The organism is Paraburkholderia sp. J67, from assembly GCF_905220265.1.
Classification (GTDB): domain Bacteria; phylum Pseudomonadota; class Gammaproteobacteria; order Burkholderiales; family Burkholderiaceae; genus Paraburkholderia.
The window spans coordinates 87,862-108,943 of record NZ_CAJMZK010000022.1 but is presented as its reverse complement, the minus strand read 5'-3'; the positions used below and the strand labels follow the sequence as shown (position 1 = coordinate 108,943).

Below are 21,082 nucleotides of genomic sequence, written 5' to 3'. Positions count from 1 at the left end.
GACCGCTTTTATCGGCCTCAGCGTTTCGCCGCGCGCAACGCGAACGCCCCCGCCGCGCAAGCCAGCATCGCCAGGCCCGCCAGCAAGAACGCATCGCTGTACGCCATCAGCAGCGCCTCGCGCATCACACGCTGATTGACGAGGGCCAGCGCGGTTTCGCGCACGCCGTCGTATCGCTGCCCTGGCAATGCATCGGCGCGCGCGAGATGAACGTGTTCGAGAGCCCGCACGAGCGACGCCATTCGCGCCTGAAACGCCTGCGAAAACGGCGTGATAGCCTCGCCGATCCGCATCGCATGCAGCTTCTGCCGCTCGACCACGATCTGGCTCGCGAGCGCAATGCCAACCGCGCCGCCCACGTTGCGCACCATGCTGAAGACGCCCGACGCCGAGCCGAGTTGCGCCTTCTCGATACCATTCACGGCCATCACCGACAACGCGATCACCACAAGCGATTGCCCCACGCCGCGCACGACGAGCGACGGCACGATCACGTTCGCCGCGGAATCGGCGTCGAGATGGATGTTCATCAGACACCCAGCCGCCACGAGCGCGAAACCCGCGGCAATCGCAAATCGCGCGCTCGTGCGCCTCATGAGCGGCGGCGTGAGAAAGGACATGACGAACTGAACGAGGCCATAGGGAATCATCGCCATGCCGATGTCTCGCGCGCTATAGCCCTGCGCCTCGGCCAGATAGTTCGGCACCAGAAACACGACGCCGAATACGACCGCGCCGAACAGAAACTGCATCAGACTCGCGACGCCAAAGTTATAGCCGCCCAGCAAACGCAGATTAATGAATGGGTGCGCACGCCGCAATTCCGTGACGACGAAGGCCACGAGGCCCATCGCCGCCACGCACGTCAAGGCAACGATTCCGCTGGACGCAAACCAGTCCTTGCGCTCGCCCTCCTCCAGCACGATCTGCAAGGCGCTCAAACCCATCGCCATCGTCAGGATGCCGAACCAGTCTGCATTGCGCAGTTTGCCGATATCGACAGGCACGGGGCGGATAGACCATGCAATTGCCGCCACGAGGGCGATGGCGGGCGGCACCTGCAGATAGAAAATCCAGCGCCACGAGTAGGTGTCCGTTAGCCAGCCGCCGAGCGAAGGCCCCGCTGCCTGCGCGACGTTATTCGCGACCGCGAACAACGCCATGCCCAGCGCGCGCCGCGAATCGGGCAATTCCGTCGCGATCAACTGGAACGACAAAGGAATCAGGACGCCGCCAAACGCGCCCTGCAAAGCGCGCGCGGCGATCATCGACCCGATTGTCGGCGCGAGCGAACAAACCAGCGAAAACACCAGAAAACCCGTTGCGCCCACCAGCAGCACCCGGCGCGCGGAGAACACCTGCACGAGCCAGCCCGTGAGCGGGATCACGACGATTTCGGCGACGAGGTACGCGGTCGTGATCCACGAGCCTTCCTCGAAACTCGCGCCGAGCGCGCCGCGTATGTCGGGCAGCGAGGCGTTCGTCACGTGCACGTTCATGCCCGCCATGAAGCAGCCGAACACGCCGCCCAGCACGGCCACCCATGCGCGCAGCGAAACGGCCTCTTCGCGCGCGACGCCATTGGCGAGCGTGCTCATTGCGCGCGCTCGCGCGTGTCGACATGCGCGATCACCGACATGCCGGGCCGCAACACCACGTCGTGTGGCAAGGGATCGAGCGCGATCTTCACGGGCACGCGTTGCACGATCTTCGTGAAGTTGCCGGTCGCGTTGTCGGGCGGCAGCAGCGCGAATTCGGCGCCCGATCCTGGCGCGACGCCACTCACACGGCCATGCAAGGGGCGGCCAGAATACGTGTCGATATCCAGTTCGACGCGCTCGCCCGCGCGCATCGAAGCGAGCTGCGTTTCCTTGAAATTCGCGACCACATAGACCTCGCCCAACGGCACCACCGCCAGCAGCGGCGTGCCCGCTTCCACGTATTGCCCCGCACGCACGCCACGCTGACCGATGACGCCGTCACGCGTCGCGCGGATCTGCGTGTGTTCGAGATCGAGGCGCGCGAGTTCGCGCTGGGCCTGCGCCGCCGCCAGCCGGGCGCGGGCCGCGTCGATGGCTGCGCGGCTTTGCGCGCCACGCCGTTGCAGCACGTCGCGCTCGGCATACTGTTCGCGCACGGCGGCCTGAGCGTGCGCGAGCTGCGCTCGCGCCTTTTGCGCGTCGGCGAGCGCCGCTTCCCAGCGCTGGCCACTGGCGGCTTCGTCGGCGAGCAGCGCGTGATAGCGCTGCGAATCGGCATCGCGGCGTGTGGCTTCGGCCCGGGCGGCTTGAGCGTCGGCTTGCGCCTGCGCGATCGTGCTGGCCTGCTGCACGATCTGCGCGTCGATAGTCTGCGTGGCGGCTTCGGCTTCCTGCAACGCGGCCTGCGCGGTCGCGACGGCCGCATCGGCGGCGGCGGCTTTGGCGCGGAAGTCGCGATCGTCGAGCGCTACCAGCAGATCGCCGCGCCGCACGCGCTGATCGTCGTCGACGGCCACGCGCGTCACGTAACCCGAAACGCGCGGGCTCACGGTGACGACATCGGCACGAATGTAGGCGTCATCGGTCGATTCGATGAAGCGCGCGACGCGCCACCAGTGCCAGCCATACGCCATCAACGCCAGGGCGGCCAGCGACGCGCCTGCGATCATCCAGTGCCGCTTCGCGCGACGGCTTCGCCTTGCGGCTTCGATTTCAGTTGCGGTATCAACGGTCGTACTCATGCAGGCAATCTTCTTTCAATGAGGGAAATATTCGGGCGAAGCATTCAGGGCTGCCAACCACCACCGAGCGCCTTGAAAACGGCGACTTGATCGAGCGCGACACGCTGCGCCGATTGCGCGAGCGACGCATCGACCGCCACGAGGCTGCGCTCGGCATCGAGCACACCGAGCGAATCGAGCGCGCCCGCGCGGAATTCGCGCTCGGCCAGCATGAAAGCGCGCGCGTGCTCGGCGCGCGCCTCGCGTAGCGCATCGCGCTCGCGCCATGCCGCGCCGTAGCGCGCGAGCGCCTGTTCGGTTTCGCGCAACGCGCGCAACACGTCGGCGTCGAAAGACGCGCGCGCGGCGCTATCGTCGGCACGCGCCGCGCCCAGTTGCGCGCGACTCGCGGCCAGATTGGGAAAGCGCCAACTGATCAGCGGACCCACGCCCCACGCGATCGCATAGCGGTCGCCGAGCGAGGCCGGATTGCCCGTCGTCGAGAGCCAGTTGACCGAGCCGCCGAGCACGATCGACGGATAGAGTGCCGCTTGCGCCGCGCCCGCGCGAGCATGCGCCGCTGCGAGATTGCGCTCGGCTTCGCGCAGATCGGGACGGCGGCGCAACAGCGCGGCACCATCGCCGAGCGGAAACGGTTGGGCGAGCGACGGCGGCACGCGGCACTGTGCGGCCGATGCGGGAACGTCGGCAGGCTCGTGGCCCGTTAGCACCGCGAGTTCGTAGAGCGCGGCGCGGCGCTCGCCTTCCAGCGTGGGCAGCGTCGCGCGGGTGTCGTCGGCGAACGCGCGGGCGCGCGCCGAGTCCATCGACGCGACCAGACCGAGCGCCTGCTGACGCGCCGTGAGCGCGGCGATGCGCGTGGCGACTTCGAGCGAGCGCTGCGCGACGTCGATGCGCGCACCGTAGGCGCAGGCGCGCGCATAGGCGCTCGCGGTCTCGGCGGCGACCGTCACGCGCATCGCGTCGGCGGCGGCTTGCTGCGCCTCGGCATCGGCATGTGCGGCGTCGACGAGATCGCGCACACGGCCCCACAGATCCACTTCCCACGAGAGTTCGAAGCCGGGGGACCAGCCGAAACGCGTCGGCGCACTGCCGTCCGTGCCGCTATTGCGTGCGGCAGCGACGATCTGGTCGTCGGTGTGTTTGCCGTAGTCGACGCCGAACGTGGCTTGGGTGGAGGGCAGGCGCTCGGCTTCGGCTTCCCCCGCGACGGCGCGGGCGCGCTGCACATGCGCGAGCGCCACGGCGAGATCGCGGTTCTGGGCCAGCGCATCGCGGATCAGCGCGTCGAGCGCCGGGTCGTCGTAGAGGCGCCACCAGTGATCGGGCGGTGCGTCGGTGGACACGCTGGGTGCGGATGCTGCGGCATCGAAAGACGCGGTGCGCGCGGCATCCGCGACGGGGGCTCGATAAGGCTCGGCAGGTGAACAGGCGGCGAGCGCGACGAGCGCGGCAAACGCGGCGCTCGCGCGCAGCGGCATGGGGGAACGAAACGAAAGCGTGGCAGGCAACATCGGGAAGTCAGGCAACGGAGACAGTCGGACAAAACGGATGTGCCATGTTATGGTCGAACCCTTTGGTCAATCGCGCGCGCAATGTGCATTCATCGTCGCGAAATGGACAAATAGAGGCCAGATGAACGAGTTCTTCGAAGCGCTGGACGCCACCGACAAGTCACGCCAGATTGGCGTGCTCGCCACCGATTCGGCCGCCGGAGAGGCGTTTGCCGCGCATACCCACGCGCAGGCTCAACTGATTCTGGCCATCGACGGCGTGATGATCGTGCGCGTCGAGGACGGTAGCTGGGTCGTCCCGCCGGGGCGCGCAGTCTGGGTGCCCGCTGGTACGCGTCATGAGATCGAAATGGCGGGTGATGTGCGCCTGCGCTCGGTGTTCGTTGCGCATGAAGTGCGGCCGAGCCTGCCGCGCGAATGTCGCGCGATTGAGGTGAGTGCGTTGTTGCGTGAACTGGTGATCGCTGCGAATGGCTTGCCTGCGGACTACGACCTCAATCATCGCGCTGGGCGTGTACTCGCGTTGATTCTCGACGAGATCGAGATCGCGGCCCCGCTCGCACTGCATGTGCCGATGCCGCGGCATCGCGCGTTGGTGGCGTTGTGTACGGAGTTTATCCGCGAACCTTCTGGGCGCGTCACGCTACAGGCGTGGGCGAGCGCGGCTCATATGAATGAACGCACGCTGGCGCGGGCGTTCCAGCGCGAGACGGGGATGACGCCGGGTGCGTGGTGGCGGCACGCGCGGCTGTTGTTGAGCCTGCCGAGGCTGGCTGCGGGTGTTTCTATTCTCGAGCTTGCGCTGGAGCACGGGTACGAGAGCCCGAGCGCGTTTTCGGCGATGTTCAGGAAGGTGTTGGGGGTGGCGCCTAGTGAGTATTTTCGGGGTGGGTGAGGGGGAGACGTAGCAATGCATCTCTTGGAGTCAAGGGACGCCCCGCTCCCGAGGGCCGCTGGCTGCCCTGCCTGAAGAACTGCTTGATGGTGCTCATTCAGGTTCAGAATTTGGTGCGGGCATTCGAATGTGAGCCTGGACGAACTGGTGTTCGATGAGAGCGAGCGCGGGCCGTCTGATGAACTGCGTTTGCAGTTTGAAGCCGTGAGCCAGATGCCCCAGGAGGAGCGCAACATCATCAAGGCGCTGCTCGACGGCATGATCTTGAAGTACCGCGCCAAGCAGATCATTGGCAGGGAAGGAACCGGCGGGTAAACGAAGCGCGGGCCGTGAGTGCTACCAACACTCGCGGCCCGCTGACCACCACCAACTCATCGAAGGAGTTGATCATGGCGAATGCCAATCTTAAGGCACGTTCACCCGTCACGGAGCGATTCGTGACCATCCAGCAGTCGCAGCGCCAACCACGCAACTGGAGAAGCCACACCGTGCCGCCGCTTTATCCGTGGATGAAGCTGGCAGGGCGGTGGATCGAGCACGCAGGCTTCGAAGCAGGGCAGCGTGTGAGGATCGCTGTCGAACACGGACGGCTTACCATTACCGCTGAATAGACAACCGAAGGGCCGCATATGCGGCCCTGATTGCCTCTCCTTATTCACACAACCCGATCTTGATCGGATTATCTAAAGCAATTTTTAGTGCGTATCTTGCACTGGATTTTGCAACCACGTACCCATCATCGATTTCAAAAATATCAATAAATGGGTTTGATTTTTCGGAATATATAACCCATACTAGATTCCCATCTTCGTCTAGTCGAGAAATAAATCCTTCCGATCCATATCCACCTTCTCCGACGCAGCAGACTCCACCACTGCTTAGTTGAAGAATCTTAAGGCAATCTATTGACGTCAATTCATCTTTATTTCTCGAATAAAATTCAGTGAAATTAAATTCACAGCCGATTTCAATTGTCGGCGCCGGAAATGATTCGAGTCTGATTTCGATTGATCGGCCATCGGAAAAATATACTCCACTCTTCACTGGAAGAGTTTCATTTTCCCATAAATCAGAAATTATTGATGCCATAAAATCTTATCCTTAACAATGGGAAGGTCTGGTGCTAACACCTTTTTCCGGCACCGCTCCGCCGGCCCGCACATTCCTTCGATCATTAAATCGTTGCTGAAATTTCTCTCGCCACGTTTTACCTGTTGTCGAATCGGGATGAACAGAATCCGGGTCCACTATATTGATCGGCACTTTTTCTTGCCCTGCTTCCAAAGCGGCATCCAAACGGCGGTTATCGTATGTTACCAATTGGCCATCCACATCCATCACGTTCAATGGCGACTGATTCCAGTCCCACTGCCCAGTTCTCATCAACTCAGCATAATTATTTGAGGTAACAGTTCTTTGTGAGAAGTTAATTGTCGTGGGATCTACCCATTGAACTGTCAATCCAAGCGGATCGATCCACCGGAGTGGATTGGGCGCGTATGCGTAAAGATTGACGCCCCCCAACAGCCCGATCGGATCCTCAGAGATAAAGCGCCCGATTTCAGGATCATAGTACCGAAACGTGTTGTAGTGCAGTCCCGTCGCCCGGTCATGCCACTGACCCGGCATGCGCATGTCCTGGGGAAACGGCTCCGGAATACCCGACCACACGCGCTCGCGAACCTCCACTTCGTCCACGGCTTCGTATGTCAGACCGCCCCAAGTCTTCGCGTAGCCCTGCCACACCAGCCGCCCCGTCTCGTTCGTCATCGCCTCCGGTGTGCCATTCGGCGACGTGTGGAAGTGATACACCACCGGCCGGAACGGCCGCCCTGCCAGCCTCTGATGCTGATCGCGCACCAGTTCTCCCAGCACACCGGCAAACGTTTCCACACGCGCCACCGGCGCGTAACTGCCGGGCTGATATACGAAGGTCGCAACGTGTTGGCCCGTGGTATGTGACAGTCCGCAATCACCCAGGCGCCGCTGCTGGACGACCTGCATGCCCTGCCAGACGGTTAGTGTGACCCCGTCATTGTGTCCGTCATGGACAGCGATCCGCCGACCCAGCGCGTCGTAGGCGTAGCGGCTCAAGGACTCCCGCCCGTTTTCCCGGGTACGAACCGCCGCCAGTTCACCGCTGGCGTTCCACGTGAATGACTGTTTGCTGCAGTCCTTCCCGTACTCCGACTTCGCCCTGCGCATAAGACGTCCCAGCAGGTCATGCGTCTGCTGTAAAGCCTGCAGCCCGGTCACCCGATTTGCATGCAGCGGCTTGCCGTCCCACGGATTGCCTGCATCGTCCCAGAGAAATCGCTCGTCCGGCAGGCTTAGAAGCGGCTTGTGCAACTGGCCCATGCCATCTGCCAGCGCCATCTGCCTACTGCCGGTGACACGCCCCAGCGCATCGTAGCTGTATGTCTGCTGGCCCGTCTGGCGGCTACGCCGAAATACGCATTCGCCGTTCAGGCTGTAGTCCCAGCTGCGGTTCAACACGTCCTGGGACCCGGCCCCCTCGGGGCTCGCGCGCATCCGGTCGATCTGCCCACTTGCCGCGTAGCCGGTGTACGTCCCGATTGCCCCCTGACTGCGCCAGATTTCGCGATGAAGTGCATCGCGCTCGAAATCCGCCACGACCTGCTCACCGGCCTCGCTGTCCAGCGAGAGCCGGTGCAGATGGCCACTGCCGTAGTACAGCATCGACACACTTTCACCATCGGGCAGCACAGTTTCTATGCGATTGCCCAATGGATCATATTGATGCGCAAGAACGTGCACCACCGGCTCGCCAGTCCTCACGCCAACCTGCTCGAGCAGAGACGGATGCCACTCACTCGTCTCCTTCGTCAAGTTGCCGAGGGCGTCCCATTCCAGTGTGATGCGATCCAGCAAGGCACCGTCGGTGCCGTCGGCGTTACGCCGATGTCGAATAACGTCCGCCAGGCGCTCTTGCGAATATCGGTAGAAAGTCGATGTCTCGGCGCTACGCTTTACAATCAGTCGACCGAGCAAGTCACGCCCAAGTTCCGTCTGCACAGACTCCTGCGTATTGGCTGCCTGCTCGATACCAATGGGAAGGCCCTGCGCATCGAGTGAGTAGCGGGTCGCACGCCCGTCAAGCCCGATCTGGGCAATCAGTTGATCCGCCGTGTTGTAATGGAATCCGTAGCTTTCGCGGTTCGGTGTCGTGAGTTCCGCGAGGTTTCCTGCCTGGTCATAGCGATAACCCGTTATATGACCAAGTGCATCGATGTGTTCAGTAAGCCGTCCCCGGCTATCCCGACAATAGATGGTTGAACCACCGAGCGCATTCGTTAGCCGTTGCAACTGCCCCGCACGACTCCACTGCGAGCGCCAGATCCCACCATCTGCCGCAATGATGCCCGTCACCTGGCCCAGTGCATCAGAATGGACGGTCTGCACACGCCCCGCAGCATCTCGCACGCGTGTAAGTTGGCTGTATTCTCCATAGTCGTATTGGGTCGTACGCTTACTACAGTCGGTGTACGCCAGCAACTGGCCAGCAGCATTCCATGCCTGATGACTTGTGCCACCCTTCGCATTGGTATGCGTGATGACCTGTCCATGCTCATCATGACCAAACAGCGTTTCCCCTCCAGCCGGGTCGATCATCCGAAAAAGATTGCCCCGGTGATCGTAGCCATAGCGCCAGGATCGCTCATCAGCCGTCGACTGCGCGAGCAGGGGAATATCGGTGCGCCACTGCAATCGCAACACTTGTCCCAGTGGATCGCGACGATGCACCATATTTCCGCGCTCGTCATAGGCAAATGTCCAACACGCACCATGCGGTTGGCGCACCGCCACCAATTGACCAGCGGCATCCCACTCCAAGGTAGTGCGAGCAGCCGCGGCACTCTCATAAACCAGCGGAGCGTAGCGGCCATCCCATTCCCACCGCTTTATGCGGCCCAGATGGTCAGTAACTTCGGTATGCCCGCGTTGGGTAACTTTCGGCAAGGTATACCGACTGATCCAGCGCTGGCCGTCATCTGTCCAGTGCTCGACCACACGGGGGTGATCGGCGAACCGTTCCCATCGGTAGTGGCAAGTTAATCCGTCCGGTAGGGTGTGGCTGGCAATCAATCCTTTCCCGGGCCCATCGTCATGCCAGGTGAACTGCCGGACTTCCTTGTCCAAAGCGTTGCGCACACTAGACAGGCGCCCCCGGTGATCGTATCCGTACCGGGCGAGTGTGCGAGGCAGGCTTCGCGTCTCGGCGAGACTCTTGTCTGCCTGAACCAGCACGACTTCTGCGACACGATTGGCATGTTGCGGGTGATAGTCGATGCGGTAAAGGCGCTGAGCACAGTCACCTATTGTGAGCAGCTTGCCATCCTCGGCTCGATGCAACACGATCCAATTACCATTCCGGTCTTCGATACGCTGCAACAACAATATCTGAGTGCCGTGCGTGAGCGCAGGGCCGAAATCGAAGCAGTATCCATCGTTGCTCTCCACCACATAGTGGTGATTGAACAGGCATGCGAGACGATAGCCTTCGCTGGCGTTCAGATGGCTTTCACCGGGCACGACATTCGGAAATGGAATTTCACGCCCCTGCTCGTTGATAAAGCAATGTGGATGATCGTCATCCAGTCGGTTCAGCTTCAGTCCGACCTCTACAGGGACACTGAAGCCTTGCCCGAACAATCCCTCTCGGAGGTCGAGGCTGTTGTAATTGCGTTGCCAGACCAGCGGCAAACGAGAAGGTAGTACAAAATCCAGGTCACTTTCATCTTGAAGGATTTTCGCTCCGGTAGTCGCATGTACGGGTTCGCCGGTAACCATATCGATCAGCTTGCCCATCCCAGACATTTGCCCCAGATTCATACCGATGCAGAGTATTTTTGAAGCTGGCTTCGACCATCCACCTCTACACAGTGCAGCCCCGGCAAAGAGGTACGGGATAGCTTCCACCCACCAAGGCACCTCGCTGCTTATCTCGCGAACCTGAAGCTTTCCACCGCCAATGCGAACGTTGGATGACCCCTCACTGGTTTTCGCACCACAGGTAGTCTGGTCGCCGACCCGGTGTGCAGGCTGACCGTTGATCAGCACATTGCTGGATCCTTCGGCCAAAAACTGGGGCGGAGAATGTCGCGAACACAACGCCTTCTCGTCTTCCGTCGGTTTGCCTGGCAACGGTGGATCAGGTTTCGCCATTGCTGCACCGATCGCCGCTCCTGCAACCATGCCCAACGGCCCCAAAATCGATCCGACTGCAGCTCCGAGACCGCCCCACAGCAATCTCCGCGCTACTGAGACGGTCGGCTGAGGGGTTTTTTCAAACAGAGTGCTAGCCGCGCGTGCCGCCCATCGTCCCCTTCCATTAATGCAGACATTAGGCGAGCCTGTTCCACCAATGGCACCTGTGACCTCGGGGGGGAACCACCCGTTAAGTACACCATCTAGCCAACTGTTCAAGCGCTTGATGGGGTTGCTTTTCAGTGCCAACGCCGTACCAATCATCGCGGCAATAGATCCCGCTGTGGTAAGCGTGCTCCCCCCTGCCAGTCCAAGGGTGAGTCCCCCAACAAGCGCACCGCCAGCCTCCGCCGCGCCGGCTGCTGCTGCCGCAACCAAACCTCCACCTGAGAGCAGCACAGGCGCCGCCGCGACGGCCCCCGCCACCGCGGCCGCAACTGCCGCGGCCACCACAATTCCCGCGCCGACCTTGCAGAGCATTGCTGCAAAACTGGTATGCGCGATCGGATCATCAACACGTGCGGCGCGAGGGGCCTCGGATGCTGTCATGGTTACCTTCGATTGGTCACGAACTTTGATGCACACCCAGCTCGATCCAGCTCCAGGTTAGAACGGATTGGGCGTACAGGGCGCCAGTTAGCTTTACGGGTGCTGTACCACTGTCAGGTGCATGCGCGACGCGATGAACGACCTAAGTACGTCATCGAAATGACTCGTTTGTGCTTCATTGAATGGCGTGGTACCGCTTAGCGTAAAGTTCATGACGCTACCGTCGCCGGTAATCTGGACCACACACTGCCGCTGATGAACGGGGACGCCGTTCTGCCTGAAACGACTGGCAAAAAGCGCATAGGGCACTGTGCGATGCTCGGTATGCACTTCCAACTCACGCTCCACAGTAAATTCGTCGAACTGCCGCTCCAATGTCACGATCTGACGCCGACAATAGCTTTCCGGCGTTTCGCCCGCGTTCATCCGATCGCGATTGATGATGATGGTGTAATTGCTGCGACTTTCCGGCTCTTGAAAAACCAGTACGTTCATCGACTGATCAAGCGCGGGAGCGGGCGTCTCAATTGCACCTTCTGGCAACGGATATTGCATGAGTGCCTTCCTTGGAAAAACGCTGACTGATTCTGTGATTCAGCATGTCCTGAAATAACGATGACCGCGCGGGCTATTGATTCAGAAGAATCATTTCTGGTCCAAGAGCCGTGATATGTCCTTCGGCATCCATTACGATGCTGCTCTTTCCAACGGTCAAAGTGATGGTTTTGCTCGCGGTCAGATTAATGCTTCCGTCCGTCGCATTAATCGAAATATCGCCTTTGTTCGCGACGATATTGATTGCAGTTTGTGCTCTTTCCCCGCCATCTTTCGATGGCTCGTTAAGCACGCTCAACCCCATGGATCCTTTAATGACTTCGCCATGAGAGCCGAGCACATGGTCCGTTCGATTCCCCGTGATGATCGTCGTATCGTTCGCTCCGATGGTCGAGAGTCGATCATGCTCGACTTCCGTCCGCATATCGCGCTCTGCCTGCAGCCACAGCTCTTCCGCACCCTTCTTGTCTTCAAAGCGAATCGCGTTAGCCGTCCCATAACCACCCTTTTCCGTTGAACGCGACAGTGTTCCGCTCTGCGTGGCGTTATCCGGCAGCGACCACGGTGGCATGTTCGAGCCGTTATAAACGCGCCCGATGATGATGGGCCGATCGGGATCGCCGCTCTCAAAATCAACAATCACTTCCGAACCCACGCGCGGAATCGAGATCATCCCGTAGTTGTTGCCTGCCCACGGATATGACACACGCACCCAGCACGACGAACGGTTGTCCTTGATCGGCGAACGGTCCCAGTGAAATTTCAGCTTGACCCGGCCATACTGATCGGTCCAGATTTCATGCCCTTCGGGTCCGGTCACGATGGCGGTTTGCGGGCCGGTCGTGCGTGGCTTCTCAACATCGCGCGGTGGACGAAACACCACCGTCGCCGGCTGTACCAGAAACGACGTGCCAATGCTGTAGCTGCTGCCGCCCGTAGCGTCGCCCAGTTCGATAGCATGGAGCGACGCGGCGATTACCAGGTACTCCCGGTTCGCGCTGTCCTGCGGAAAGCCCTCCAGGTCGAAAGTCGTACCGCACACTACATCGCGAAGATTGCCTTCGCCCCATGCGCGAGAGCCCTGCGCGTATAGTTCCTGCATGCGGATACGGGCAAACGCCTCGCCCGTATCTACGTCGCTGTGGTCGCCGGGCCATTCATAGCGTTCGAGCCTGTTGTGCGCCGTTTCACGGGGCAACGCATTTTCCACCGCAAGCCGCGATTTCGGCTTCGTGAAATTGAAGTCGCCGCTGCTCCAGCGGCCGGTCTGCAGGCGCTCCGTAATATCGAACGTGTGAATGTATTCCGTATCGATCTTGTGACCAGGGGGGTAATACGAGAGCGTCTGGTAGGCGGCACTCTCCACCGGTTTGTGTGCGCCGAGCTGGTCGACCAGCACCATGCGATGAATCGTGTTCGAATGCTCGAAGAACCAGTAGATACCGTGCTCCTGCATCAAGCGTTGGCTGAAATCGAAGTCGGTTTCTCCGTACTGCACCTGGTAGTTGAGCCGCGGATACTGGGCACTTAGGCGTTTATCCCAGGAGTAGCGATAGGCACCGAACACCTCGTCCAGAATTTCCACCACGCTCTTGTTCTGGAAAATGCGGAAATTCGATTGTTGATTCGCCAACTCGATCCATGGCTTCAGTTTTAACTGGTAGCGACCTTGCCGGTTCGTCTGCCCCTTGAAAGTGGCTTCGGTCACGATGCCGCTGATTTCTCGAATGCCCTTGCCGATGTTCGGGGAGCCATCCGGCAAGCCCGGCACGTAGCTGCCCATCCCGTCGAGTTGCACGGTGATGGTCAACTCCTTGCCGATCATCGCCTTCAGGTCGAGATTGGCGGTGTCGCCGGCGAACATGGAGTCCGGTGAAGTCACGCAATCGAGGGTATAGCTGTAAATGACCGAGAGAACTTCGGTGCCGCGAACGGCACGTAACTGCAGCAACGCATCACCATCGGGCGACAGCGGCACAGCTGGCCCGTCCATCGTCACGGTACGGGTAGTCAGAAAGTCCAACATAACGCAATGCCTCCTGCAATGAATGTGTTCGAATCACGGCTTCGAGGTCAGTGCACATAGCCCACCAGGATGCCGATTCCACCGCCTGCGACCAGGCCGACGCTGGTTCCGTACATCAGCAGACACGCCCTCGCGTCTGCAATGGCGTCGATGGCCATCCACTCCAGCATGGGACTCGACATACCCATAGCGAGTCGTGCCGCGTTGATCCCCATGAGCATGCCCGTTGCCGCCTTGGCGTATCCCAGGCCCGCCCCGGCGTCAAAATAGATCGTCGCGCCCTGAAAATCCGACCGCGAGAGTTCAGCTCCATGGAACCCCGGCGCCATGAAGACATATCCGCCGCTATCAAAGGATTCAATCGACCCTGCACCGCCCACTTCATGACCGAATACCGGTGGGATTTTTATATCCGGAAGCCTTATCTTCGGAATCCTGATTTTAGAGATCTTTATGCCTACCCCATATCCCACACCGGCGCCCCCGTAATGGAAATTGACGCGATGGCCATCGGGATCGTTCAACGCGATCTCCCCGCCGGACGCAATGACGAATTCGACGCTCGCGCCTGCCGTCGAACCCGTGTTGTATGTCCATTTGCTGTCTCGCATGGCTAACACTATCTGCCACCTCCCTCAGGTTTCTTTTTTTCGGGACGGGAGATTAGTCAGCGCACCCACCATCGTCACGAAGCCGATAAACAATAACGTCAGCTCGGCGCCCCATACGGCCCCGATCCGGTCTATCGTCGGACGGATGGACGGCGCCTCCGGCCGATAGAGCACGGTGACCTTGTCCCCGACCTTCATCCCGAAGATCATTCCGCCCTGCGGATACGAAATCCGATCGCCCGTTCGCGTCACAAACTCAATCTGCGGATGACTACCCCCTGCGTTAAGCGAGACAACCTGTCCGGGCACAGCGATCGCCGTCTGCAGAAAATGCCGCGTGGACAACGCCGCGAAAACCGCAATGAGGAGCAACGCGATTCCGACAAAAAACATCACGATCGCTTTGTTCATGAGTCACTCACCTGACTGCCCATCCCTGTCCCACTGTCCAAGCAGTTCCGCCGGAATGACGTTGACCAGTTCTGCAAATCGTTTGCCGGCACACTGTTCCGCCCGCCGCAGCAACAGAGGAATCGGACTACTTGGTTCGTGCTGCTCAAACCAGTGGCGCGCTTCACGGATCAGGCTCAGAACAGCGGAGCGGTCCTTGATGAACGCTCGCACGACGGGCGATTCGGTAGCTGGTGTGTCAGGTTTATCGATCACGATTGACTCCGGCATGCCCTCAGCAGACTTGTCAATCCCGCACTTCTCCTGCTTCAGCCCGCTTCCTTCTGCGCTGACGTCTGCAAGCGCTATCGCTTCAATGACTGTTGCCGCAATGATCTCCTCCTGAGCACCCACACTCAGAAGCAGACGCTTCAGGCAGGAAAGATCGGGCACATGAAGGCTCAAATGCTCGCGACTCCAGGCTTCTATGGCCATCACGCCCCGCAGCGCCTCATCGAAGTCGGCCAGTAAGGACGGCTGCTCGACACGCAAATCTTCGAGTTGGCGTTTAACCGATTCAGGCGACAGCGCATCGTCGGGTCGAGGACGCGCAAACGCCCGCTCTACGTCCCTCACCTGTAATCGCATTGCCGTGGAGCGAGCCAACACAATTTCACGCACATCGGAGAGCAGCCCTTGTGGGTCAGTGAGCGACTGCAACGCGTTCATACGGATCTCTAGCGCTGCAGTGCGATCCTCATCGACGTCGGGCTGCGGATGGATGTGTTCGGGAAACCGATTCAGCCAACCCGTGAGTAGAGCCAAGCCCTCGGCAAGTCCGGTGGCAGACCTCAGGCGCGTACAACAACGGGTAAACAGCACAGCGAGCCGGATATCCTTGCTGCGCAACATGAGCCGACGGCAATCGCGATCTACGTCGCCCCAATTCACGGGCTCGGGCGTCCCCACGAAGTTGCCGTACTGCGCATCGGCTTTTGCCACCATGTTCGCACCCAGTACGACGAACTCAGGATCGTATTCAAGATCGACGCCACAGGGCGCGTCATCGCGCACATGCGCCATCCAGTCGTGCACGACAATGGGCGTGGCCTCGTCCTGCGGCGACTTCTTACTCCCGCTCATGGATCAACCTTTTTCCAGTGGAGACCGAGCCGCGCGTTTCAGCTTCGGCACGTAGTCTTCAGGTTCAAATAGCATGCCGGTGAGCGGCACGTCTGCGGGCGACTCCCCGAGCCAGGTGGACCAACCCAGTTGCTCGTTGTCCCCCAGCTTCGCGGGCGATGCGCATTCGGGCCTGATCGTCAGCTTCAGTTCCCAGCGCAACTCCTGTCCAACGAACGCCCTCACCCATTCCACCATACGCAGCAATTGATCGCCCTGCGGGGTAAAGCGCAGATAGGACTTCAGGTCAAGCGGCCCCATGACGATGCGGAATTTGCCGTGACGATCAGGGATGTGATCGCCCAGCATGGCGTCCACACCCATCGTCGAAGACGCACCTGGCACACCGAGACGGCTCTGCTTGGGCAATGGCCGCTCCATCCAGTGAAAAACGTTTTCGTCGATCGAGACGGGAACGTCGAAGTAATGCGCGAGCGTCGCTGCCAGACCGTCCGGATTGCGCGCCTCGCGAATCAGATGCGGAGAAGCTGAAAGCCGGGCGTGGGAAGGCAGCGGTCCCTGTTCGATTTCCTTGACGTCATGTCCGCTCAGGCTGGCGATATAGAACGTGAATTTCTCGCGATCCGGCCTGTCAAGGCCTGCCGTCGCCTGCGATGCAGCCCACGCGCGGTAGAAGATGGTGAGGTAGCGGTGATGAAATAGATCCAGGAAATTGGCAAGCGTCGGATCGTTGCGCAATTCCTGGCGCTCACGCGCAATCTCAGTTATGTGAAGCGGCAATGGGCCGTTCGGACCAAGCATGCCAAGACCAAAGAGGCGCGTCTTGAGGCGCCCATGCTCGACCGACACGCGGGCGATCTCGCTAGGAGCAAAGGCCAGGTTCGGCATCTGACCAAGCCGGAACGGCTCCGTTTGCGGCAGGCGGGCAGTACCGATCGGGTCAAGATTCGCGTCGGCGCCGATACGGCGCATCAGCGCTAGAAAGCTGCATTTCCACGGCGCGTCCTGCAGGCTTTCCAGCAGCTCGGGCGATAGACGAAGATCGCGCAGCAGCGCGATGAAGGGCGGCCTTTGCATCAAGCGACGCCCCGGGTGCCCATGCGTACCGGCCAGCGTGCCACCAGACCGCGCTGCATCGAGTGCAGTTCGGTCCGGGTGAACGAGTTCATCGATACGTGGCGCGCCAGGTAGTGCTCCAGAATCAGGCCGAGCAGGAAAGGACTGACGCCTGAGAAACCCGTCTCGTCCACAGTCAACGCACATTCGATCCCGCGTCCGAATACGAGAGGGCCGTTGCCTGGCAGCATCTCATTGACCGGTTGGGTCTTCACGCCGATTAACGCTTCAACCTGTCGCTGGCGATCGGTGTCGTCATCCGCCACAAACAGACGTAGCAGATCGCGCAGCCCCTGCCCGCCTTCGCGGTGATCCATGTCACTGAACGGAAGGTAGTTGAAGTTGAGTTGCCGGATCAAACGCCAGGCCATTTCCCGATCGGCATACGGAGGCCGGGGCACACTCGGTGGGCGGATCAGGCCCACCGAGCGGATGCCGTCCTCATCCAGCCCGTCAAGATCATCCACACCGTCTCGCGGGACGAGTAGCGGCAAGTCTCGATTGGTCACCCAGGCGTCGACCGTCAGATAGCGCAGCTCCTGATCATAGGGCGCCTCCTGCTGGTCGACGAGCGACACGAAGACTTCTGTGCCGATGTAGGGCGTGCGTGTGCCGTAACGCCGCGCTGAATCGGACATGAGACGTCTTTCGCGTCGGATCGAGAAATACCTGCCGTAGTTTCCCTCGTCGTTATTGAGTGTCTGGAATAGCGGGCGGAACTCGATTTCCTCCGAATCGGCTGACTTTCGCGCAAACACACGATCGATGGAAAACACTTCGTAATCCATGGGTTCAAGCCGCGAAGGTACGAGTTGCGATTCGCCGCCGTGCGGAATCTCTACCTGGTCTGCACGCCGTCTAAAGAGATTGACCACGGGTGTACAGAACAAAGCGAAGCGGGTCTCATCCACCAAACTGGCCAATCGGTCTGCAGGCTGGTCGAGCAGCACGATCACCTCGACCTCGCGACCGCTGATCTGGCTAAATCCTTCCTGCAGCCCGTTCAGGGAAAAGAAGTAAAACCGGCTCGGACAGGCGAAATATTCATGCAATAGGTTATGCCCATGGAACTTCGACCAGGTGAGTGGCAGCAGCCCATCTTCGATGCCCATGCCTTCGTGCATGACGGGATGTTCAGTGACTACTGCGTGCGGCTTTCCTTGCACTCCAAATTGATCGGGTTCCCCGATAACAAGTGCGATACTGGCGGCGTGCAGCAATTCGAAGAGATGCGAAGCCACCTGCTCATCACCGGACAGGTATATGGGTAATCGATCCAATTCCTGCAGATCGGCGATGCGTGTCTCATTCGTCGTACGCAGGCGAATGCGCAATGCGCCGCGCACCTGGCGCTCAGGTGACAGATATCGGTCGAGGCCCACCACATCCGGCGGAATCGGTGTGAGCTTCGCCCCAGCGATCTCTAGCGGATACAGCGTTACATTCTGGCTACTGCGAAACCGGCACTCGGTACTCTCGCCCTGCGGCTTGCGCCCCAGGAAAGTGGTACCCCGCGGCACCTCAACACCTTTGGCGAGGTTGCCTTCCACCGGATCGGGGTAGATCTGCGCGACCGAGATTGACGGTGTCGGGGCGACATAATTGGGGTAAATAACCTCCAGCAGGCGCCCGACGAATTTGGGAAACTCCGCGTCGATCTTGATCTGCATGCGTGCCGCCATAAAGCAGAATGCCTCGATCAAACGCTCGACGTACGGGTCAGCGACTTCGGCAGCATTCATGCCAAGACGCGCCGCGATCTTGGGATGCTGATGCGCGAACTCGCCTGCGAGTGCGCGCATGTAGATCAGTTCGCGGTTGTAATAGTCCAGCAGCAGTGGATCCAATTCAAAGCACTCCGTTGCACGGGAACCGGCCAGCGCGTTGATATTCCTTCCCTTGCTAGCCACACATGCGCTCGCTCAAACATCGAAGCGCGCGGGTCGACAACGGGAAAGAAATGCAGACAGATCAGAAGTCGGATCTGTGATTAATAATATTGCTTCGCTGCTTGCAAAAACTGCATACGATGTGTTTACCAACATCATAAGCATAACGATGCAAAGAGTTGTATTAATATCTTATGAAAATTTGTTGCACTCGACCTTGTCTGCTTACGAAAGGAAAAAATCGCGACGCAGTATTAAGAGATGACAATCCTCAGGTACGTTTCAACCCTCATGCTTTGGCGCGACGCTAAGTTGGCTGGTCTGCAGATCAAGCGTGCTCTGCACCATAAATTCCAGGGGATACGGATCCATGCGAATCATTCCGCGAATCTCGAAAGACAAGTTGCCATAATGGCCGTCCTCTTCTCCTTCGAGCCGCTCGATCACTAGTTCCCCAGGAATCAGGCGATATTCGAAATTCAGGATTGCCTGTCGTACTTCACGTTGAATGTCTTCCCACTTACGTGTTGCGACATGGCTTCCGGCCAACGGCGGAACACCGTAGTTAATCGTAGATTTGGCAACGAGTGGGAATTGACCGCTATCAAGCGTCTCGCCCAGGTTTGTCGTGTTAAGCAGATACGCCAAATCGCGCTGGATGATGTCGCGCATCTGGTTGCGCGTCACCGCATATTCGCCTGGCGCCTCGTGTTGCCGATGCGGTGCTGAATCGGCCAACCGATCAAGCAACGTAGGCATCAGATAGCCGCTCTGGCGACGTGGAGTGTCAGTCGAAGGCGTGACGTCGTGCTTGCGTCGTCTCATAGTGAGCTCCCTCCTGAATTCGTCGGCGTAGACTGCGGCACTTCACCTGGCACAAGCGCGGACGCTTTGCTCTCGGCTCCGAAGGCACATGCGGGCCAGTCGAACAGCCCGACGTCCCCGATACTGGTCGTCCAGCACTTGTGCCCGACTGCGATCACGGCCGTTCGTCCGACTTCATGCCACATCGTCTGGCGTCCCAGATCCAGTGCGTCGCGATCGATGCCAGATGGCGTTGATAATGGCGGCAGCGGATAGCGCGATGGTACAAAGCCGCGCACGACCGTCCCGTCATGGAGCCTGATTGAGCATGGCGCCCACACCAGATCAACCAGCGTCGTTGGCTGGGTAATCTTCCAGTCCGCGATTTCGTCAAACGGCAGCCACCGGTACGACCCTGCTGTCATGATCTCGCACACCGGGCCCAGACGGGTATCACTGTCGGCAATCCACTCAAAGCTTACGTCACCACCTCGACCCGGCGTGGACGGTGCTGCATCGAGTGCCTGCTCGCGCAGGTCGTCCGCAGCAGCAACCTCTCCGCGCGCCGTCAACACCAGCGCATCGATCATTCCCTGCACCCACTGCGGTGCGTCGTCAATCACATAACCAGGCTGTTTGCGGCCTAGCATCACGTCTTCGCGCCAACGCTCCGCCCTGACAAGGTCACGACAGGCCTGCACGAGCGAGAGGTTACTGGCATCAACCTGACCAAAGACCTGGAGCTGGCGTATGGCGCGCTCCCACTCGCGGCCAATGCATAACCACTGGAAGAGTGCCCATCGGTGTTGCGCATCGCCCGGATGCAGGCGAACCTGCGATTCGATGGCGGCAATACGCTCAGCAACCGTTTGATGACCTGCCTGCTGCGAGAACAGGCGTGCTTCTACGGGATGGGTCATGAATGATTGTCCGTTTGCTCCGGTGGACCGTTCAGCTCCATGAGTGGACTGTCGATCGCCAAGGTATGGTGTTCACGCTGGGTTAGCGTCGGCGGCCGGGTCGATTCACCAGGAGGCTTTGCCTTGTATTCCGATGGCGCGAAGAGTCTCAGAATCTCCGGCACACCATCACGCTCCCCCAGATACTGCCCCTCTCCTGCGCCTAGCCTCCCGAACGCCTGATCCACACGCTCAATGTCGGGAAAGAGACTGCTGATCACACCGCCCGACTCGCTGTCCCATGGTTCGTCATGGTCATGTGTGGATGCGCTGCTGGCGACACCAGGCGTCGACGATACCCACGCCCCGCTCATCAGGGACTGTGGCGTGTCGAGCGCCTTGCAATAGTGGGCATAGAGCGTACCCATCAGACCATGACCGTCAATCAAAGTCGATGGGAGCGCGGGTCTCTCTGGCGCCGGGATGAAACCCTGGCCATGATCTCCAATATGCGAACCCAGAAGCTCAAGAATCGGGTACGTATGTTCGGTGCGCCCAGTATCGGCCATGATGCTCGGCGCGCGACGCGAGCTAGCGTCATGGCAGATACTGCCAGTTGATTTCCTGCCTTTTTCCGCGGATATCGAGACGCCCGAAGGTTCTCCGATCCGATCGATCTTCGATGATGTGCTACGAAACAACCTGGTTATCCACATAGCTGATTCACCGGTCACATCCGT

General features: G+C 59.9%; 16 protein-coding genes and 2 pseudogenes. 3 read left to right on the top strand and 15 right to left on the bottom strand.

Features of this window, described 5'->3' with window-relative positions:
- Positions 1-17: 17 nt before the first annotated feature.
- The 3 genes from U5782_RS30220 to U5782_RS30210 form a co-directional block, all read right to left on the bottom strand.
- On the bottom strand, positions 18-1,598 hold the full coding sequence (locus tag U5782_RS30220) for a DHA2 family efflux MFS transporter permease subunit (protein WP_322047536.1): 1,581 nt from the start codon (positions 1,596-1,598) through the stop codon (positions 18-20).
- The gene (locus U5782_RS30215) at positions 1,595-2,650 is read right to left on the bottom strand and encodes an HlyD family secretion protein (RefSeq protein WP_415914430.1); all 1,056 of its coding nucleotides are present in this window, start codon (positions 2,648-2,650) and stop codon (positions 1,595-1,597) included. Before U5782_RS30215 ends, U5782_RS30220 begins: the two co-directional genes overlap by 4 nt.
- Before the next feature lie 116 nt (positions 2,651-2,766).
- Positions 2,767-4,236: a TolC family protein gene (locus U5782_RS30210; RefSeq protein ID WP_322047534.1), complete on the bottom strand. Its 1,470-nt coding sequence runs from the start codon at positions 4,234-4,236 to the stop codon at positions 2,767-2,769.
- Here U5782_RS30210 and U5782_RS30205 point away from each other — a divergent pair.
- The 3 genes and pseudogenes from U5782_RS30205 to U5782_RS30195 all read left to right on the top strand — a co-directional run bounded on the left by U5782_RS30205 (position 4,223) and on the right by U5782_RS30195 (position 5,742).
- Entirely contained in the window at positions 4,223-5,131 is a 909-nt protein-coding gene (locus U5782_RS30205) for a helix-turn-helix transcriptional regulator (protein WP_322047533.1), read from the top strand. The two genes, U5782_RS30210 and U5782_RS30205, sit on opposite strands and share 14 nt — an antisense overlap.
- Before the next feature lie 126 nt (positions 5,132-5,257).
- Positions 5,258-5,446: pseudogene (locus tag U5782_RS30200) on the top strand (RstR family transcriptional regulator); the annotation flags it as partial.
- A 14-nt stretch (positions 5,447-5,460) separates the two neighbouring features.
- A complete protein-coding gene (locus tag U5782_RS30195) occupies positions 5,461-5,742 on the top strand; it encodes a SymE family type I addiction module toxin (protein ID WP_322047532.1) in 282 nt (93 codons plus the stop codon).
- Between the two features lie 40 nt (positions 5,743-5,782).
- Here U5782_RS30195 and U5782_RS30190 read toward each other — a convergent pair whose 3' ends face one another.
- From U5782_RS30190 to U5782_RS30135, 12 genes and pseudogenes are all read right to left on the bottom strand, one after another.
- A complete protein-coding gene (locus tag U5782_RS30190) occupies positions 5,783-6,220 on the bottom strand; it encodes a hypothetical protein (RefSeq protein WP_322047531.1) in 438 nt (145 codons plus the stop codon).
- 12 nt (positions 6,221-6,232) lie between these two features.
- Entirely contained in the window at positions 6,233-10,909 is a 4,677-nt protein-coding gene (locus U5782_RS30185) for an RHS repeat-associated core domain-containing protein (RefSeq protein ID WP_322047530.1), read from the bottom strand.
- 93 nt (positions 10,910-11,002) lie between these two features.
- Positions 11,003-11,464 (bottom strand): DcrB-related protein, encoded by a 462-nt coding sequence (locus U5782_RS30180; protein WP_322047529.1) that lies wholly within the window; start codon positions 11,462-11,464, stop codon positions 11,003-11,005.
- Between the two features lie 160 nt (positions 11,465-11,624).
- A pseudogene (locus U5782_RS30175) lies at positions 11,625-13,490 on the bottom strand (type VI secretion system Vgr family protein); the annotation flags it as partial.
- A 47-nt stretch (positions 13,491-13,537) separates the two neighbouring features.
- The gene (locus U5782_RS30170; RefSeq protein WP_322047527.1) at positions 13,538-14,101 is read right to left on the bottom strand and encodes a hypothetical protein; all 564 of its coding nucleotides are present in this window, start codon (positions 14,099-14,101) and stop codon (positions 13,538-13,540) included.
- A 24-nt stretch (positions 14,102-14,125) separates the two neighbouring features.
- Positions 14,126-14,512, bottom strand: a complete 387-nt coding sequence (locus tag U5782_RS30165) for a DUF3592 domain-containing protein (protein WP_322047526.1) — start codon at positions 14,510-14,512, stop codon at positions 14,126-14,128.
- Between the two features lie 3 nt (positions 14,513-14,515).
- Entirely contained in the window at positions 14,516-15,634 is a 1,119-nt protein-coding gene (locus U5782_RS30160) for an ImpA family type VI secretion system protein (protein WP_322047525.1), read from the bottom strand.
- Between the two features lie 3 nt (positions 15,635-15,637).
- On the bottom strand, positions 15,638-16,711 hold the full coding sequence (gene tssG, locus U5782_RS30155) for a type VI secretion system baseplate subunit TssG (RefSeq protein WP_322047524.1): 1,074 nt from the start codon (positions 16,709-16,711) through the stop codon (positions 15,638-15,640).
- Positions 16,711-18,597 carry a type VI secretion system baseplate subunit TssF gene (gene tssF / locus U5782_RS30150; RefSeq protein WP_322047523.1) on the bottom strand — a complete coding sequence of 629 codons (1,887 nt, stop codon included), beginning with the start codon at positions 18,595-18,597 and terminating at the stop codon, positions 16,711-16,713. Before tssF ends, tssG begins: the two co-directional genes overlap by 1 nt.
- Positions 18,598-18,921: 324 nt before the next feature.
- Entirely contained in the window at positions 18,922-19,464 is a 543-nt protein-coding gene (gene tssE, locus U5782_RS30145) for a type VI secretion system baseplate subunit TssE (RefSeq protein WP_322047522.1), read from the bottom strand.
- The gene (locus U5782_RS30140) at positions 19,461-20,363 is read right to left on the bottom strand and encodes a type VI secretion system accessory protein TagJ (protein WP_322047521.1); all 903 of its coding nucleotides are present in this window, start codon (positions 20,361-20,363) and stop codon (positions 19,461-19,463) included. The genes tssE and U5782_RS30140 overlap by 4 nt, the downstream gene beginning before the upstream one ends.
- Positions 20,360-20,911: a TagK domain-containing protein gene (locus tag U5782_RS30135; protein ID WP_322047520.1), complete on the bottom strand. Its 552-nt coding sequence runs from the start codon at positions 20,909-20,911 to the stop codon at positions 20,360-20,362. Before U5782_RS30135 ends, U5782_RS30140 begins: the two co-directional genes overlap by 4 nt.
- Positions 20,912-21,082 lie beyond the last annotated feature (171 nt).

What these genes read in the sequence shown, in the direction of transcription:
- tssG (WP_322047524.1), bottom strand. Translation starts at nt 16,711, where the DNA reads ATGCAAAGGCCGCCCTTCATCGCGCTGCTGCGCGATCTTCGTCTATCG.
- U5782_RS30210 (WP_322047534.1), bottom strand. Translation starts at nt 4,236, where the DNA reads ATGTTGCCTGCCACGCTTTCGTTTCGTTCCCCCATGCCGCTGCGCGCG.
- U5782_RS30135 (WP_322047520.1), bottom strand. Translation starts at nt 20,911, where the DNA reads ATGGCCGATACTGGGCGCACCGAACATACGTACCCGATTCTTGAGCTT.
- U5782_RS30165 (WP_322047526.1), bottom strand. Translation starts at nt 14,512, where the DNA reads ATGAACAAAGCGATCGTGATGTTTTTTGTCGGAATCGCGTTGCTCCTC.
- U5782_RS30180 (WP_322047529.1), bottom strand. Translation starts at nt 11,464, where the DNA reads ATGCAATATCCGTTGCCAGAAGGTGCAATTGAGACGCCCGCTCCCGCG.
- U5782_RS30170 (WP_322047527.1), bottom strand. Translation starts at nt 14,101, where the DNA reads ATGCGAGACAGCAAATGGACATACAACACGGGTTCGACGGCAGGCGCG.
- tssE (WP_322047522.1), bottom strand. Translation starts at nt 19,464, where the DNA reads ATGAGACGACGCAAGCACGACGTCACGCCTTCGACTGACACTCCACGT.
- U5782_RS30220 (WP_322047536.1), bottom strand. Translation starts at nt 1,598, where the DNA reads ATGAGCACGCTCGCCAATGGCGTCGCGCGCGAAGAGGCCGTTTCGCTG.
- U5782_RS30190 (WP_322047531.1), bottom strand. Translation starts at nt 6,220, where the DNA reads ATGGCATCAATAATTTCTGATTTATGGGAAAATGAAACTCTTCCAGTG.
- U5782_RS30185 (WP_322047530.1), bottom strand. Translation starts at nt 10,909, where the DNA reads ATGACAGCATCCGAGGCCCCTCGCGCCGCACGTGTTGATGATCCGATC.
- U5782_RS30215 (WP_415914430.1), bottom strand. Translation starts at nt 2,650, where the DNA reads ATGATCGCAGGCGCGTCGCTGGCCGCCCTGGCGTTGATGGCGTATGGC.
- U5782_RS30160 (WP_322047525.1), bottom strand. Translation starts at nt 15,634, where the DNA reads ATGAGCGGGAGTAAGAAGTCGCCGCAGGACGAGGCCACGCCCATTGTC.
- U5782_RS30140 (WP_322047521.1), bottom strand. Translation starts at nt 20,363, where the DNA reads ATGACCCATCCCGTAGAAGCACGCCTGTTCTCGCAGCAGGCAGGTCAT.